The following is a 16,632-nucleotide window of genomic DNA, read 5'->3' on the forward strand; positions in this document are numbered from 1 at the left end:
CGGATCGGCATGGACCTCAAGCAAGCCAAAGCCCGAGCACGAGAGCGCTTCCGAACACCAACCGCCCCGGAGCATGAACGGGCAGCAGCGACAGCCGCCCCACCAGGCGACCGGTTACGGTGCCCCGCCGCGGGCAGTAACAGCGGCGGGGAAAGCACACCCATACCAGGATGTGCAGCCCGAACCCTCAGGACAACCTCCGAGGATCGGGCCCCTCCCCCTGCCCGCCAACCGAACCAACCCTCACCGGGCTCTCCATGGCCTCCACGGCCCCACACCAGAGCCCCCACACCGGCAACACCAAAGGCCCCCACTCCCGCAACGAACGCCAGCCACCTTCCACCTCCCCATCGCTGCCCGCCCCGACCGCCACCATCACCAGACCCGAAGGCCAGCGGCCGAGCCGAAGGGAAGTTCACCTTTTCATCGCTGATTCGTCTGAACCCCACCCCATTCGCACCTCGGCAGCCAGCAGACCGCCCCCATCCCGGGCAGCCCCCCGCTGTCGCTGATCCGTCTGAAGCCCGACCCACCCGCACCCTGGTCGCCAGGCGACTGCCCCAGGGCCAGACGGACCTCCACTGTCGCTGATGAGTTTGAGGCCCGACCCCAACACGCCCCGAACCCAGCAGACCGCCACCGAGTCAAGCGGACCCCGTCTGTCGCCGATCGGTTTGAAGCCCAACCCGGCACGACCTCTGACTTTGCTGATGACCTCAGCGGCAGTCCTTCATCCGTTGCAGCCGATGTCAGTCCGAGCCGTTCTCCTCCGACGAGGAACCGAAGAGACCGCCCGGGAAGTCATCCATGGTGAGGATGAGGCAGTCTTCGAATCGGTGTCAGGCGCGTAGCCAGGTGGCCCATTCCGGGGTCGACCCGACCATGGTCGTCAAGGCGCTGACGGAGAGTCTCACGGCGCGGGTGAACTCGGCGTGCAGCTCGGGGCCGCCGCCGCGGTGTCCGCAGGCCATCCACAGCTCCCAGGCCGTGGACGCGAGGCGTCCGGCCAGCATCCCGGTGAAGGCCGTCTCGTCGGTCGGGCCGATACCGCCCCCGGCGTCCGCGAACCCGGCCAGACAATTGTCCACAGTGGTCCGCTCGGGCTCCATGGTGCGGATGTCGGTGCCGTCCAGGCCGAATGCGGTCGCGATCAGCTCCCACCAGGGCACCCCCGGCGCCGCGCCGTCGAAGTCCAGCAGGGCCGGGCCGTCCGCGGTGAGCAGGATATTGGCGAAGCTGATGTCGCTGTGCACGATCAGCTTCTCCGGTGGCGACGCAAGGGCTGCCTCGGTGATCGGGTTGATGTACATCGCGGCGTCCTTGAGCGCCCGCGCCGCTTCCTTGTCGAGGACTCCGAGGTCGATCGCCTGGTCGAGCCATTCGTCCCAGTCGGATTCAGGATGGGGATTGAAGGCGAAGTCGATCGTCGGGTCGGCCGGGATCGCCAACCGTGCGAGAGCGGCGATGGTCGCGCCCGTCCAATGCGCGACCTCCGGAGCGAGGGGCGTGGTGGGGTGCTCGCCGTCGAGGAACCGCAGGGCCCTGGCGAAGCGGTTCTCGCCGATCGGTTGCCACAGACCCACCGTGGCTGCGTCGGGGATGAACGGCTCGGGCATCGCGACCCCGGCCCGCCAGGCCCCTATCTCCAGTTGACCCGCCTGTTCGATGGCTCTGGCGTAGTGGTCGCCCCAGTCGTTGTTGACCTTCACCACCCACGCGCCGGAGTCGGTGTCGACCTTCCAGGCCCAAGACCCCTCTTCATCCTTGAGTGCCGTCGCGGGACGCCGCGACCTCCCGAGGCCGAGTTGCTCGGCCACCTGCGCTGCATCCATGCGTGCATTCAACTCCGTCCCGTATTCGAGCACAACGGAATTAGGCGCCGTCTAAGAAGGTTGGTAGCGCCGGAGGCGAAATCACGTGTGGGTGGTGTCCGGGTCGGGTGGCGTGTCCCGGGCGGCGTGATCTTCCAGGAAGCACTCGAGAAAAGTCTTCCAATCGTCGGGATGGGCGAGCCCGCCCCCGATGTCGAGCCGGTGACGCTCCCCATCGGCACGGACTTCGAACACGCCCCGGGGATCGGTCGAGCGCTCAAGCCGCTCGAAGTTCTTGCGTGGATAGGTGCGCCAGGTGCCCCACAATCGATCCCGGGCCCTGATGGTTCTCGAGCTGCGGTCGTACGTGAATTGGACCTTTTGGGTCCGATCCACGACAGCGGCACCGGCGAGGCAGCTTATTAGACCGGCGATTACCAATACCCACTGAAACCCGGGCCGCGACGGGAAGAAGATGTCCACGGCTATAGCGAGCGGGAGGCAACCGACCACGTAGCCGACGAATGCCCAAGGATGGAGTCGGCGGCGGAAGCGGACCGTCAGCACGGCAGGCGTCGCCGGGTCGGGTTCAGGGGGCATGGGCGGTCTTTCGTTCTCGGAGCCTGCGAGGGGTTGGCTCAGTGCACTGAGTTTATCGAGGCGGGTGGGTCGGTGGTGGGCTCGCGCTCGCGGCGGCTCGGGCGGTCCGCCGAACGGGGGGTTTGTCGGGGTGGGCTGAGGATCCGTGAGGGAATTGTGCCCCTGCACACAGGTATCTGTCAGCTAGGACACGTATCCTTGCGACCGTGAACCGGAAGATCCTCGCCATTCCCACAAGGAGTGGGGAACAACACACCCTGGTCTCGGTGTTGGTGCTGCTGTGACCTGCCCATTCTGCTCCGTGCCCACGGTGCCGGGTGCGCGCTACTGCCATAACTGCGGTGCGCCCCTGTCGCCGGAGGCCAGCGCGCCCCAGACCGAGCGTCGTTACGTGACGGTGCTGTTCTGCGACCTCTCCGACTTCACCACCTGGTCAGAAAGCCTCGACCCCGAGCGGGTCTCGTCCGTGACCGACCGGCTCCTGGCCGAGTGCGTCTCCGCCGTGAACGAGTTCGGCGGGCACGTCGACAAGCTCACCGGTGACGGCCTCATGGCCGTGTTCGGGGCCCCGCTGTCGCACGAGGACGATGCCGAGCGCGCCATTCGCGCCGCCCAGGCCATGCAGAAGCGCGTCAGGCGCATGCTCAAGGCCGAGTCCGGCGGGGGCCTGCCCATCGGTCTGCGCATCGGGCTTCGGTCCGGGCTGGTCGTGGCCGGGATGCAGGCGAACCTCGAGTACACCGTCATCGGGGACACCGTGAACACCGCCGCGCGCCTGTGCGACGCGGCCGCTGTCGGCACCGTCTGGGCCGGCGAGGAGACCATGCGCGCCACCCGGCACGCCGCCGCCTGGCGCCGGTTGACTCCCGTGCGCCTCAAGGGAAAGCGTGAGCCGGTCGAGGTGTTCCAGCTCCTCGGGCTCGAAGACGAGCCGGGCACCCGCGCAAGTCTCGGGGACACCGCGCCGTTCATCGGTCGCGACACCGAGATCGGTCGGGTCACCGGCCGCCTCGAAGCCGTCATCGACCGTGGCGAGCCGCTGGTGCTCATCCACACCGCCGAGGCGGGGATGGGCAAGACCCGCTTCGCCCGCGAGGTCCGCACCATCGCCACCGAGCGCGGCGCCCGCGTCCTCACCGTCCGGGCCGCCCCCTACGGCGAGGGGCGCCGCTTCGGGCCGCTCGCCGACCTGGTGCGCAAGGCCGCCGGCATGAAGTTCGACGACGACCGCGCCACCGCCGAGGCCAAGCTCCGCCGCATCGCCGACGGGCACGACGCCCACGGCGACTGCCGCCTCAATGTCGAGATCCTGCTCGGGCTTCTCGGCCACGGGAGGCCCGTCCGCACTGACCGGGCCGGCGGGTTCACCGGCAAGCAGTCCGAGGCGTACACGATCCCCGAGGCCGTCGCCGAGCTCATCACGCACCTGGCCCTCCAGGGACCGATCGTGCTCAATATCGACGACCTTCACACCGCCAGCGCCGACGGCATAGACGCGCTCGGCGTGGCGCTCGCCAAGATCACCGGGCCCGTCCTGGTGCTGCTCTACGGCCGCCCCGAACTGACCCGGTCCTCCGGCGTGCTCACCCGCGTGTCCGAGGCCGAGGTCCACCCGCTGCCGCCGCTGGCCGGCGCCGACGCCGCCCGGCTGCTGCGCGGCTTCCTCGGCGGCGAGCGGCTTCCCAAGCAGGACGAGGAACGCCTGCTCGGCTTCGCCCAGGGCAACCCGTACTACCTCGCCGAGCTCGTCACGCTCCTGGTCGAGCAGGACCTGTTGATCCGCTCGGGGGAGTCCTGGCGGCTCGCCGCCGGGTCGCTGGCCGGGCAGATGCTCTCGCGCGACCTCGCCCAGGTGCTCGGCGCCCGCATCGACGCGCTCAGCCCCGCCGCGCGGGCGCTGCTGCGGGCGGCCTCCATCTTCGGTGACGCCGTCCCGCCCGAGGCCACCCAGCTGCTGGAGAAGGAGGTGCCCGGCGAGTTCGAGCGCGCGCTCCAGGAACTGCTCGACCGGCGCATGCTGCGGCGCCGCTCCTACGGCGGCTACCGCTTCGTGACGCCGCTGCTGCGCCAGGCCGCCTACGCGCCCATCGGGAAGGCCGACGCCGCCCACGCGCACGCCGAGATCGCCCGCTGGGCCGCCGACACCGAACTCGAGGGGCAGTCCTCGGACCAGCTCGTCGTCTACCACGCCGAACAGGCCGTCATGCTCGCCCGCGAGGTCGAGATCGAGGCGCTCGACGAGGTCTGGAACGTCCTCCCGCTCGCCCTCGACGCCGTCCGCAAGCAGGCCGCCAGCGCCATGGACGCCTCCGAGCCCGAGCGGGCCGTGGCCCTGCTCAATGACGTCGAGAAGCTCTCCACACTGTCCTATTCGGACCGGCTCCTGCGGGGCCGCGCCCTCACCAGGCTCGGCCGCACCGCCGAGGCCGAGGCCGAGATCGAGGGCCTCGCCGTCGACCTGGGCCTCATCGTCCCCGCCGACGAACACGACGACGACCACCCGTCCGGCCAGCTCTTCGGCGACGACTTCCCCGAATCCGAGGCCGAACTCGTCGCCCAACTCCTGCTGCTGCGCGGCCGGCTCCACCGTTTCAAGGGCGAGCTCGAATCCGCCCGCGGCGCCTGGACCGCCGCCCTCGCGCTCTCGCGGCGCGAAGGACTCGCCGGGCCCCGCTGCGACGCCCAGTGCCGCATCGGCCTGCTCGACTTCCTCGCCGGGCACCTCTCCGAGGCCGAGGCCCGCTTCCTCGACGCCTACGACACCGCCTTCGGCGTCGGCGACGACCGCCGCCTCGCCTGGGCCCTCCAGCACCAGGCCTGGGTCCTGGTCGCCCGCGGCGACTTCGACGGCGCCGACGACGTCCTGCGCGAGGCCGCCAAGGCCTTCGCCCGCCAGATGGACCTCGTCGGCCGCGCCTGGGTCCGCGGCGTCTCCGCGTTCGCCCTGCTCATGGCCGGCCGCTTCTCCGAAGCGCGGCGGCTGTCCGACGTGTTCCTCCCGATCGGCGCCCGCTCGGGCGACATCTTCGCCGTCGGGCTGCTGCGCGCCACCGGCGCCGCCGCGTCCGTCTCGCTCGGCCACCCGGAGGGCGCCGACGCCGCCGCCCGCAAGTCCTTCGCCGATTTCGACCGCATCGACGACGACTGGGGAAGGGGCTTCGCCAAGTACGTCCGCGCCCTCGCCGCCCGCTCGATCGGCGCGCTCGACCACGCCATCGACCTGGCCACCACGGCCGAGGAATACGGCACCCAGACCGGCCATCCGCTCCTGATCAGCTTGGCCTGCAACCTCAGAGGCCGCTGCGCCCTCGAAGCGGGCGACCTCGACACCGCCGAGGCCGCCGCGAACCAGGCGCTCGCGCTCGTCACCGAGGACGTCCTCGAACCGGCCCTGGCCGCAGCCCGCGCCCTGCTCGCGGAGGTCAGCGCCGCCAAGGGCGACCAGGCCGGGGCGCTGGAGGAACTGAAGGCGCTGGCCGAGCACTGGGACGAGCCGTCCCTGGGCTACCCGCGCCGGGCGATTGTGGCGCGCTACGCGCGGCTGCTGGACGAGTCCGGCCGCCGCGAGGAGGCCGAGAAGTGGGCCGCCTTGGTGCCCAAGTCATTCGGCGAGGACCCGGCGGCGACCGCCTGGGCCGAGCAGTACCTGGCATCGTAGGGCGGACTCCGAGACGATGCGAACCGCCAGCGCCCCGACCACTCCGAGCACCGGCCGACGGTCTCCTGCGACCGGAGTGCCCGCATCGCTGAGCCCAGCGCTGGGCCGAGCCCCGAGATCCGGCCTAAGAGCACAGACCTCCAGAGCACTGAGACCTGTGAACGGTGCGCCTGAAGTGGCGGAAGAGACGCGGCGGGTGGACGGGAGTGCCTCGAACCCGACGCATCGGCACCGTCGGCCCGCCCGTCCTCCCGCGCGCCACACGGGGGATGCATTCACTATGGGCCACCGAGGCTTTGCCCATTGTCAGCGACATATCAACCTTTCGGCCAGTTGTGACTGTCTCTTCGTTCAGGCGTATACAGATTCTGAGGCGCGTTGCCGTAACGTTATCGACCGAAGGTCCTACGACTCGCGCAGTACAGCGAAATCGGTCCGAAGCGCGACCCGCACTGACTCGCGCTCGGAACCGATCCATGCTCGACATCACGGAGGCTGTAGCTAGTGGACACGATCTCGTCCTACGGTGCGCCAACCGATCCCCACCCCCTTCCTCACGCTCCCCTCTCCCCACCGGTGGCCCCCATCTCCCCGGTGCGTCCAGGAGCAGCGACGACCGGAGACCTGGGAAGAGGACGCGAAATCGACCCCGAGTCCCTGCTCGAGGGCATCGAACGGCTCACCGGCTTCAGCGAAATCGATCGCGGCGCCTACTCGATCGTTTACAGCGCCACCAAATTCGACGACGGCAAGGAAGTCGCCGTCAAGATCGAATCGCGGCCGCTCACCGACAACGCCGGACGCGAGCGCTTCCGTCACGACGTCCAGACCGCCGGCCGCCTCTCCAACCACCCCTGCGTGGTCGAGATGGTCTCGGCCGGGCTCACCCACGCGGCCAACCCGTACGTGGTCATGGAGCGCTGCCGCGGGTCCGTGGCGGAGATGCTCGACCACTACACGACCCTCCCGCCGCAGCGGACCATCGAAATCGGCATCCGCGTCGCCGACGCTCTGGCCGCCGCCCACGAGGCCGGGATCGTCCACCGCGACATCAAGCCCGCCAATATCCTCGTCAACGACTACGGGCAGGCCGTCCTGGCCGACTTCGGGCTCTCGTGCCTCATGCCGGCCCCTCGCCCCGGCGAGCCGATCTCGATCATGGCGACCCCCGCGTACGCCCCGCAAGAGGTCTTCCGGATGCAGGAGACCGGGCCCAGCGCCGACGTGTACTCCCTGGCGGCGACGCTCTACACCATGCTCAACGGCTGCCCGCCGCGCTTCCACTCGGAAGGCGTCCGCGACATCAATGAGGTTGCGGCCCTGTTCGACCGGCCCATTCCGGAGATTCCCGGTATCTCTCCGCTGTTGCTGGAAATCCTGCGCACCGCGCTCATCAACAACCCCGAGGGACGGCCCACCGCCGTCGAGTTCCGTGAGTTCCTCGCGAGCATCCCCGAGGCCTCGACCGGGGTCCTCCCGCGCGTCACCGACACCGGTGCGCCCGTACCGGGTGCCGCCGCCGCTGCCGGGCCCGAAGGGGTCGGCACCTACGGCGCCTACAGTTCGCCGCCGCGGGAGGGCTTCGACCTCAGCGGGAACGCCGACGCGACGGGTACCCAGCCGACGTTGACCGACGCCGACCTCGCCGACGCGCCCGCGACGCTGCGGCTCGCCCCGGGCAGGCGGCGCGGTCGCCGCTCCGGCGTGTCGCGAGGTCCTGAAGCGACACAGACTGAAGCGACACAAACGATTCAGACGTCCCAAGTGGCCCAGGCGGCCCCCGGGCACCAGGCCGTCCAGTCGGCTCCGGTCTCCCCGGTCGGCCCTCGAATCGTCCCCGACCACGCCGCGCCGCGGCAGGGAACGCCGTCGAACTCGGGCGCCGAACGCCACCCCGCCACACCGCAGCCGGCCCCCGAACCCGGCCGGGCCTTCAACCCCGCCGACCCCGGGCCCTCCCCGGTGAACGAGACCGCCAAATGGGAGGCCTTCAGCGGCAGCGCCGGCGGCGGCCCCGCCACCAGCGGCGCCGGTGCGGGAGCCGGATTCGATCGCGAAGCGGCCGATAGGGACTCGCGCCTGCCGGTGCCCGTGCCGCGCCCCGAGACCGGCATGACCCGCCGCGAGCGGCGCCTCAAGGAAGGCGACACCGGCTCGGGAGTCGGACGGATCATCGGCCTGTCCATCGCCGCGCTCGTCGTGCTCGGCCTGCTCGTCTTCGGCGCCGTCTGGCTGTTCGGCGGCGAGGAGCCCACGAACCTCGCCGAACAGTCTATGGTCGGCCAGTACGAGAAGGACTGCACGCTCGATCAGGACGGCGTCGGCTGCGTCACCGAGGCGACCTGCTTCACCGGCGCCATCGACGCTCTGGATTCCGCCTCCTGCGACGGCGCGCACCTGTGGGAGGGCTACGCCACCGGCCAGCTCCCCGAGGACGTCGCCGACGCCGAGCCCGCCGATGTGGCGGCGAACGAGACCGTCGCGGCCGCCTGCGTCAACGGCCAGCGCGAGGGAGGCCCGCTCGAACAGCTCATCGGCTCGGACTCGGTCGAATGGACCACCGACCTGCACCTGCCGGGCGACGGCACCTTCATGTGCGTGGCGACGCCGTACGACGGCGAGGACGTCAGCGGCCCGACCTTCGTCCGCTCAGGTTGAACACCACCCGGTGAGCACCAACCGGTGAACACCGGCCAAAACTGAAACCCCCAGAGCGCAAACGAAAGGGCCCGGCACGGGTTTCCGTGCCGGGCCCTCGCATTCCTATAGGATATATCCTATAGGAACGGCGGCGTGCCAGGGACTGGGTGATCCACGGTTCGCAGGGCTTACCGTGTGGCACGGCCTTTGATCAGAACTCCTCGTCGAGGTCGACCTTGCCCTCCACGGCGGTCTGGTAGGCGGTCGGCCTGCGCTCGAAGAAGTTCGTCAGCTCTTGGACGTCCTGCAGCGCCATGAACGGGAACGGGTTCTCCGAGCCCCAGCGCTTCTCCATGCCAAGTCGCTCCAGGCGCTGGTCGGCGGCGAATTCCAGGTAGGACTTCATGTCCTTGACGGTCATGCCCGGCATGCCGTCGCCGATGAGGTCCTCGGCGAATTGGAGTTCGGCCTCGACGGCCTCCTCCATCATGTCGGTGACCTGCCGGCGCATCTCGTCGTCGAACAGCTCGGGCTCCTCGGCGCGCACGATGTCGACCACCGAGAACGCGAAGTTCATGTGGCACGACTCGTCGCGGAAGACCCAGTTGGTGCCGGTGGCGAGCCCGTCCAGCAGGCCGCGGCTGCGCAGCCAGTACACGTAGGCGAAGGCGCCGTAGAAGAACAGGCCCTCGATGCACGCGGCGAAGCAGATCAGGTTGAGCAGGAACTTGCGGCGGTCGCCCGCGGTCTCGAGCTCCCGCATGTCGAAGACCGAGTCGATCCACTTGAAGCAGAAGTCGGCCTTGCGCTTGATCGAGGGGATGTTGTTGACCGCGTCGAACGCCTTCGTGCGCTCCTCGGGGTCGGGCAGGTAGGTGTCGAGCAGCGTCAGATAGAACTGGACGTGCACGGCCTCCTCGAACAGCTGCCGCGACAGGTACAGCCGACCCTCGGGGGAGTTGACGTGCTGGTAGAGGTTGAGCACCAGGTTGTTCGCGACGATCGTGTCGCCGGTGGCGAAGAACGCGACCAGGCGGTGGATGAGGTGCTGCTCCTGCTCGGTGAAGCCGGCCAGGTCGGTCAGGTCCGAGGCGAGGTCGACCTCCTCGACGGTCCAGGTGTTCTTGATGGCCGCCCGGTACTGGTCGTAGAAGTCCGGGTATTTCATCGGTCGCAGGGTCAGGTCCATGCCCGGGTCGAGCAGCATCGGCGGGTCCTCATCTTGAGTCGGTGTATGTGCCGGCCGCGGAACGGCCTCGGCGCTTGGGTGTTCAAAGGGGGCGGTGCGAGGGGGAGATCGGGGAGCGGCCCAGGGCCGCTCCCCGCACTTCGTTACTGGCGAGACACTTCGTGCCTCGACGCTGCCGCGGGCCTCGCAGCGCTCTGCCCTATTGACATGCTTCGCATGTCTCCGGGTTCTCCAGCGAGCAGGCGACGTCCTCGGCGACGGTCTCGATCTGGGCCGGCTTGGCCTTGCTCACCGTGGTCTGGTTGATCCGGGTGGCCGGGCGGCTGCGCAGGTAGTACGTCGTCTTCAGGCCCGCCTTCCAGGCATAGCGGTACATCGACGAGAGCTTGCCGATGGTCGGGCTCGCCTGGAACAGGTTGAGCGACTGGGCCTGGTCGATGAACGGCGTGCGGGCGGCGGCCAGGTCGATGAGCGCCTTCTGCGGCAGCTCCCAGGCGGTGCGATAGCGCGCCTGGAGGTCGGCCGGGATCTCCTCGATGCCCTGGATCGAGCCCTCGGCGACCACGATGGCCTGCCGCAGCTGCTCATTCCACAGCCCGCGCTCCTTGAGCTCGGCGATCAGGTGGCGGTTGACCTGAAGGAACTCGCCCGACAGGGTCTCGCGCTTGAACACGTTGGACACCACCGGCTCGATGCACTCGGCGCAGCCGGCGATGGACGCGATCGTCGCGGTCGGCGCGATCGCGATCATGAGCGAGTTGCGCAGCCCGGTCCGTCCGATGCGTTCGCGCACGGCCTCCCAGCGCCGGCCCAGGGTGACGCGGGCGTTCTCGTAGTGGTCGAAGTGGAGGACCCCGTCGGCGGCGCGGGTCTCGTTGAAGTTCGGGTGCGCGCCCAGGTCCTCGGCCAGCCGCGCGGAGGTCTCGTAGGAGACCACGGCGATGCGCTCGGCGATCGCGGTGGACAGCTCCAGGGCCTCGGGCGAGTCGAAGTCGAGCTTCAGCTTGAAGAACACGTCGGCGAGACCCATGCAGCCCAGGCCGATCGGGCGCCACTTGCGGTTGGCCTTCTCGGCCTCGGCGGTGGGGTAGAAGCCAAGGTCGATGGTGCGGTCGAGGAACTTGACGGCGGTGCGGACCGTGTCCTCGAGCCGGTCGAAGTCGAAGCCCGCGGGGGAGCAGTGCTCGGCCAGGTTGACGCTGCCGAGGTTGCACACGGCGGTCTCGGAGTCGTTGGTGACCTCCAGGATCTCGGTGCACAGGTTCGACAGGTGGATGACGTTCTCGGGCCTCGCGGTCTGGTTCGAGGTCCGGTTCGCGGTGTCGGAGAAGGTGATCCAGCCGTTGCCGGTCTGGGCGAGCGTCCGCATCATGCGCCCGTAGAGCTCGCGGGCCTGGACGGTCTTGCGCGCCTTCCCGGCGGCCTCGGCGGCGCGGTAGGCGGCGTCGAAGTCGTCGCCCCACAGGTCGACAAGCTCGGGCGTCTCCTTGGGGTCGAACAGCGACCACTGGGCGTCGGCCTCGACCCGGCGCATGAACTCGTCGGGGATCCAGTTGGCCAGGTTGAGGTTGTGGGTGCGGCGCTCGGTGTCACCGGTGTTGTCGCGCAGCTCCAGGAACTCCTCGACGTCGGCGTGCCACGACGCGAGGTAGACGCAGGCCGCGCCCTTGCGGCGGCCGCCCTGGTTGACGGCGGCGACGGACGAGTCGAGGGTGCGCAGCCAGGGCACGATCCCGTTGGAGTGCCCGTTGGTGCCGCGGATGAGGGAGCCGCGCGAGCGGACTCGCGACCAGGCGATGCCGATGCCGCCAGCGTACTTGGAGAGGCGGGCGACCTGGCTGTAGCGCTCGTAGATCGAGTCGAGCTCGTCCTTCGGCGAGTCGAGCAGGAAACACGAGGACAGCTGCGGGCGGCGGGTGCCGGAGTTGAACAGCGTGGGCGAGGAGGGCAGGTAGGCCAGCTGCGACAGCAGGCTGTACAGTTCGGCGGCCTCCTCCACGCTCTGGCTCAGTCCGCAAGCGACGCGCAGCATGAAGTGCTGGGGGCGCTCGAGCACGGTGCGGTGCTCAGGGTGGCGCAGCAGGTAGCGGTCGTAGACCGTCCGCAGTCCGAAGTACTCGAAGCGGTCGTCCGCGGCCTCGTCGATGACGGCGTCGAGCTCGGCGCCGTGGGCGGCGACGAACTCGACCAGCTCGTCCGAAAGCAGCCCGTTCTCGCGGCTCGCCGCGATCGAGCTGGTGAAGGACACCACGCCCTCGGAAGCGGTCTCCTCGGCAATGTGCTCGGCGAGCAGCCGGGCGGCGAGCTTGGAGTATGTGGGCTCGGAAGCGACTGTGGCGGAAGTGATCTCGATGGCCCGCTCCCGCAGTGCGGCCTCGGTCGCGCCCGGCCACAGGCCGTCATTGATCTGCGTGACGACCCGCTCGGCGTCGACATCGGGGAGTCCGGCCGCATGGGCCCGAATCCGCGCGGCGATGACGGCGGCTGGGTCGCCGCCGCCCTGGGCGCCCCGCTGCTGCGGAGCGGTGTTGGTGGCGGCGGATGTCGTGGTGGCGAGCCCGGTCATCTCTGCGTCCCCTCATGACGTGCGAGTGCGTACGGCGGCCCGGCCCCGAATTCACGGTGGGAGTGAATCCGTCGGCCTGACAACGCAGAATCATACATGTAGTGGTCGCCCGGTGGGGTCGCCCCAACATGTTGCGTTTTTCCGGTGTTTCGAATGGTGTTCCCGCAGCGTGTCAGCTAAGCTCGGGGGTTTCTGAGGGGCCAGCCTATGCCCGACCACCGACACTCCAGAGCCGAAACCGCCGAGTCCGCCGAAGGTGTGATCCTCACCGGCCAAACCGCTCGCGAAGGCCCGGCCAACGGCTGATAGCATCGGTCCGGTTCAAGAGTTGAAGTTCAACTCTCTGTACTGCAAGTCTTGATTTACAAGTCTTGTGCGGGCCTCCGTAGCTCAGGGGATAGAGCACTGGTTTCCGGGACCAGGTGTCGCAGGTTCGAATCCTGCCGGGGGCACTGTGAGGAACTGCGTAACCATCGTGTGGTTACGCAGTTCTTTTTTGTTTCCTTGGGGGAGAGGGCCGGCGGCCCCGAGCACGGGCCGGTCGCCTCGCGCCAGTGCGTGGTCGGACGGGAGTTGTCCGGAGGGGATGCGGCCGTGGCGTCGTCATCCGGCCCGGTATGCCCGCAGGAACGCCCGCACTCCCTCGACGATGAGCGGGCGAACCCGAGCGTCCTCCGCGGCGTTCGCGGAACCGAGCCTGCTGAGCGTGACCCCGAAGGTCAGTGCGATGAAGTGGTCGGCCGCGAGCCGCGCGTCGGGGACGTCGAGCAGGCCGACCTCGGCGAGGGCGGCGAACCGTTCGCCCATGGCCTCCTCCGGCGCGTCGGTCAGGGCGCGGTCGTCAGGGTGGGGCAGGTGGCCGGATGCGGTGCGAACAAGTCGTTGCAGGGTGGTGTATTCCGCCGAGTCGAGCATGTCGGTCGAGATCCGCATCGAGAACGTGACAAGGGCGGGCTCTAGCTCGGCGGCGTCGGTGAGGTCGTTGAGCGTGTCGGCGAGGGTGCGCCGGACCGTCGCGAGCAATGACTGGCCCACGGCGTCGAAGACCGCGTGCAACAAGGACTGCTTGTCGCCGAAGTAGTCGTAGACCGTCCGCTTGGACACCCCGGCACGAGCGGCTACCGCGTCGACGCTCGATCGGTCGAATCCATCGGTGACGAACAACTCACGAGCCGACGAGAGGATGGCGGCCCTCTTCTGTGCGGACCCTGCACGCAGCGTCTTCCCTGTCGACATAGGCAGATCCTAACGGACCTTGCACACAGCTCCTCTCGGTCGTCGCGGGCAGGTACGGACAAATCGCACTGCACCGTGTAGTGTAGCGGTATTGAATGCCGGCACGGGGTCGTCATTTGATCGCCTCTGGCGGCGCGCGGTCGGCGCCCGAACCCGGAGGCGGACGCCACGAGGGCGCGGCGCACCACCGCAGGCGAGGCCCGCGCTCGCTGCTCGCGACCAACGATGAAGAGGACGTCAATGGCTGTAACTCTCGAATCCCCGGTCCGCATCGGGAAACTGGCGATCGGTGCCCTCGGCACCCTGGCACTCGCCCTCGGCACCCTGCAGGCAGTGGTGGAGCCGTCGCTCCCGCTGCTGCAACGCGATCTGGGGATCGGTAATGCCGAAGGCGCACTGATCTTCGTTACGTTGCTCATCACCGGTGCGGTCGTCGCACCCATCGCAGGCAAACTCGGCGACCGCTACGGCGGAAAGCGAGTCCTGGTCGTGTTGATGACAGTGGTCTCAGCCGGTGGCCTGTTCTCCAGCCTGGCGCCGAACCTGCCGGTGCTGCTGCTCGGCCAGGTACTGCAGGGCGCGATGGTGGGTGCGCTGCCCCTCTCATTCATCCTGGTGCGCAAACACCTCCCGCCAGGCCAGACGCAGGTGGCCGTCGGGATCGTCAGCGGATTGTTCACGGGCGGCAGCCTGGTCGGAATGCTGATCGCCGGGCCGATCGCGGAGGGACTGTCTCGACATTGGATGTTCGCGATTCCGACGATCGCGATCATCGCGACAACGCTGATCGTGTCCCGGTTGATGCCGGATGATCCGCCGGCCGAGTCGGACTCCAGGATCGACTGGCTTGGCGTGATCCTCCTGAGCTGCACGTTGGTCGCGCTCGTGCTCGGGTTCATGGCGGTGACCGGCGGCGGCCTGCCGCCACTCGCGGTCGGTGCCGTCACGGTAGTCGTGGCCGCCCTCGCGACCGGATGGGTCGCCGTCGAGCGCCGGGCGTCCTCGCCCATGGTCGATCTGCGAATGCTAACAACGCCGGCCATGTGGGGCTCGTGCGTGGTCACCCTCCTCATGAGTCTCGGTTTCGGGATGGCGGCCTATCTCGTCCCACAGCTGTTCGACGTTTCGGCCGAGGGGTACGGATTCGGGGCCAGCTCCACCGACATCGGACTGTTCCTGGTGCCCGCGACCATCGCCGGGGTGGCGGCCGGGGCGGTCGGCGGGATCGCGGCACGGCATTTCGGACCGCGTGCCGTGATCACCGCGGGCGCCATCGTCACGGCGGCCACCCTGATCGCCTTGGCGTCGCTGCACGACGCGGCCTGGCAACTGGTGCTCGCGAGGACGCTGATCGCGTTCGCGGTCAGCGTCAGTGCGGTGGCGTTGCTCGCCAGCACCGCCACAGCCGTCGCCGCCGAAGACACCGGCATCGCCACCAGCCTGCTCGTCGTGACTCGCGTGGTCGGCATCGCCCTGGGCGCTCAGATCGGCGCCGCGATCCTCGGCGCCGGGACCGACCCGGTGTCGGGCCTGCCGGCCGAATCGGCCTTCGCCACGAGTTTCGTCATCGCCGGCGTCATCGCCGCGCTGTCACTGCTCGTCGTTCGCGTCATGAAGAAAGGAACCCGGGCATGACCTCCACCGATCCGTCGAACACCTCGAGGAGCACCGTGAAGACCACGGTCCTGATCTCCGGGGCCAGCATCGCCGGACCCACGCTGGCGTACTGGCTGCACCGGTACGGCTTCGCGGTCACCGTGGTGGAGAAGGCGAGCGCGCCACGCGGTGGCGGCTACCCGATCGACGTGCGCGGAACCGCGATAGAGGTGGTCAGGCGGATGGGGATACTGCCGCGGCTGCGGGAAGCGCACATCGACTCGCGGCGGCTCGCCTTCCTCGACGCCGATGGCGGCGAGGTGGCCTCGGTCCACCCGTACGTCCTTGCCGGGAGCATCGAGGGACAGGACCTCGAAATGGGGCGCGGGCACCTGACGGCGACCCTCTACGCGACGGTCCGCGACAACGTGGAATTCCTGTTCGACGACTCCATCGACACCCTCGACCAGTCCGAACACGGGGTCGACATCACCTTCCGCGGCGGCGACCGGCGCACGTTCGACCTGGTGGTCGGCGCCGACGGCATGCACTCGCACACGCGGAGGATCCTGTTCGGCCCCGAAGAGCGGTTCCACCGCTACCTCGGCTACTGCTTCGCCGTGTTCACCATGCCCAACATCCTCGGGCTCTCCCACGAGCTCCTGATGTGGAACACCCCCGGCAGGGCCGCGGCCCTCTACGCCACCGGCGGGAAGGAGGACGAGCTGCACGCCTTTCTGAACTTCCACCGACCGGAGCCGCCGCTCGATGCTCTCCGGAACCCAGAAGCTCAGGCGGACTTGGTCACCGAGGTCTTCGCCGACGCCGGCTGGGAGGTGTCCCGCATCATCGACGCCATGCGCGGGGCGGACGACCTGTTCTACGACACGGCCGGCCAGATCCGCATGCCCGGCTGGTCGAGCGGCCGGGTCGCGCTCGTCGGGGACGCCGCGTACGCACCCTCGTTCCTGACCGGACAAGGCTCCAGCCTCGCACTGGTCGGCGCCTATATGCTCGCCAATGCCCTGGCCGCGAACCGGGACCACTCCGCGGCCTTCGCCGCCTACGAACACGACACCCGGGAGTTCGTAGCCGCGAACCAGGCGCTGGTCGACCACGGTGCGGCCGCGCTCTTCCCCACCACGGCGCACGCCCTGGAACAACGCAACGCCAGGCTCCGCGACCTTGTCGCCATGCCCGCCCCGACCCCACGACCGGCCTACACGGCCCTGACGCTGCCCGACTGCTCCCCGAAGCCGCGGTAGTCCTCGCTCGGGGAAGCAGCCGAGCCGCTTCCCCGAGCCGGACGGTCTCCCGGCATGAACTCCCCCAACCG

The 16,632-nt window shown here is 69.2% G+C and carries 9 protein-coding genes and 1 tRNA gene; 5 read left to right on the forward strand and 5 right to left on the reverse strand.

Translation table 11 applies throughout. From position 1 onward, the window contains the following. Positions 1-839: 839 nt before the first annotated feature. Both FAB82_RS16495 and FAB82_RS16500 read right to left on the reverse strand, forming a co-directional pair. On the reverse strand, positions 840-1,832 hold the full coding sequence (locus tag FAB82_RS16495) for a phosphotransferase enzyme family protein (RefSeq protein WP_136535638.1): 993 nt from the start codon (positions 1,830-1,832) through the stop codon (positions 840-842). An 81-nt stretch (positions 1,833-1,913) separates the two neighbouring features. Next, positions 1,914-2,411: a hypothetical protein gene (locus FAB82_RS16500; RefSeq protein WP_136535639.1), complete on the reverse strand. Its 498-nt coding sequence runs from the start codon at positions 2,409-2,411 to the stop codon at positions 1,914-1,916. 301 nt (positions 2,412-2,712) lie between these two features. Here FAB82_RS16500 and FAB82_RS16505 point away from each other — a divergent pair, with 301 nt between their 5' ends. Both FAB82_RS16505 and FAB82_RS16510 read left to right on the forward strand, forming a co-directional pair. Further along, positions 2,713-6,069 carry an adenylate/guanylate cyclase domain-containing protein gene (locus FAB82_RS16505; RefSeq protein ID WP_168801639.1) on the forward strand — a complete coding sequence of 1,119 codons (3,357 nt, stop codon included), beginning with the start codon at positions 2,713-2,715 and terminating at the stop codon, positions 6,067-6,069. Between the two features lie 576 nt (positions 6,070-6,645). After that, positions 6,646-8,727: a serine/threonine-protein kinase gene (locus FAB82_RS16510; RefSeq protein WP_168801640.1), complete on the forward strand. Its 2,082-nt coding sequence runs from the start codon at positions 6,646-6,648 to the stop codon at positions 8,725-8,727. 193 nt (positions 8,728-8,920) lie between these two features. Here the strand turns inward: FAB82_RS16510 and FAB82_RS16515 are convergent, their stop codons facing one another. Continuing rightward, complete coding sequence (locus FAB82_RS16515) at positions 8,921-9,916, reverse strand: ribonucleotide-diphosphate reductase subunit beta (RefSeq protein ID WP_136535642.1); 996 nt, start codon at positions 9,914-9,916, stop codon at positions 8,921-8,923. Positions 9,917-10,097: 181 nt separating this feature from the next. Further along, complete coding sequence (locus tag FAB82_RS16520) at positions 10,098-12,464, reverse strand: ribonucleoside-diphosphate reductase subunit alpha (protein ID WP_136535643.1); 2,367 nt, start codon at positions 12,462-12,464, stop codon at positions 10,098-10,100. A gap of 379 nt (positions 12,465-12,843) precedes the next feature. Here FAB82_RS16520 and FAB82_RS16525 point away from each other — a divergent pair. Further along, positions 12,844-12,916 (forward strand) — tRNA-Arg (locus FAB82_RS16525). 151 nt (positions 12,917-13,067) lie between these two features. Here the strand turns inward: FAB82_RS16525 and FAB82_RS16530 are convergent. Beyond that, positions 13,068-13,700 carry a TetR/AcrR family transcriptional regulator gene (locus FAB82_RS16530; RefSeq protein WP_136535644.1) on the reverse strand — a complete coding sequence of 211 codons (633 nt, stop codon included), beginning with the start codon at positions 13,698-13,700 and terminating at the stop codon, positions 13,068-13,070. Positions 13,701-13,940: 240 nt separating this feature from the next. Between FAB82_RS16530 and FAB82_RS16535 the strand changes: the two genes are divergently transcribed. Beyond that, complete coding sequence (locus tag FAB82_RS16535; protein WP_136535645.1) at positions 13,941-15,335, forward strand: MFS transporter; 1,395 nt, start codon at positions 13,941-13,943, stop codon at positions 15,333-15,335. After that, positions 15,332-16,561: an FAD-dependent monooxygenase gene (locus tag FAB82_RS16540; protein WP_136535646.1), complete on the forward strand. Its 1,230-nt coding sequence runs from the start codon at positions 15,332-15,334 to the stop codon at positions 16,559-16,561. The genes FAB82_RS16535 and FAB82_RS16540 overlap by 4 nt, the downstream gene beginning before the upstream one ends. The last annotated feature ends 71 nt before the right edge of the window (positions 16,562-16,632 follow it).

The sequence above is a fragment of the Glycomyces buryatensis genome (assembly GCF_004912275.1).
GTDB lineage: Bacteria > Actinomycetota > Actinomycetes > Mycobacteriales > Micromonosporaceae > Glycomyces > Glycomyces buryatensis.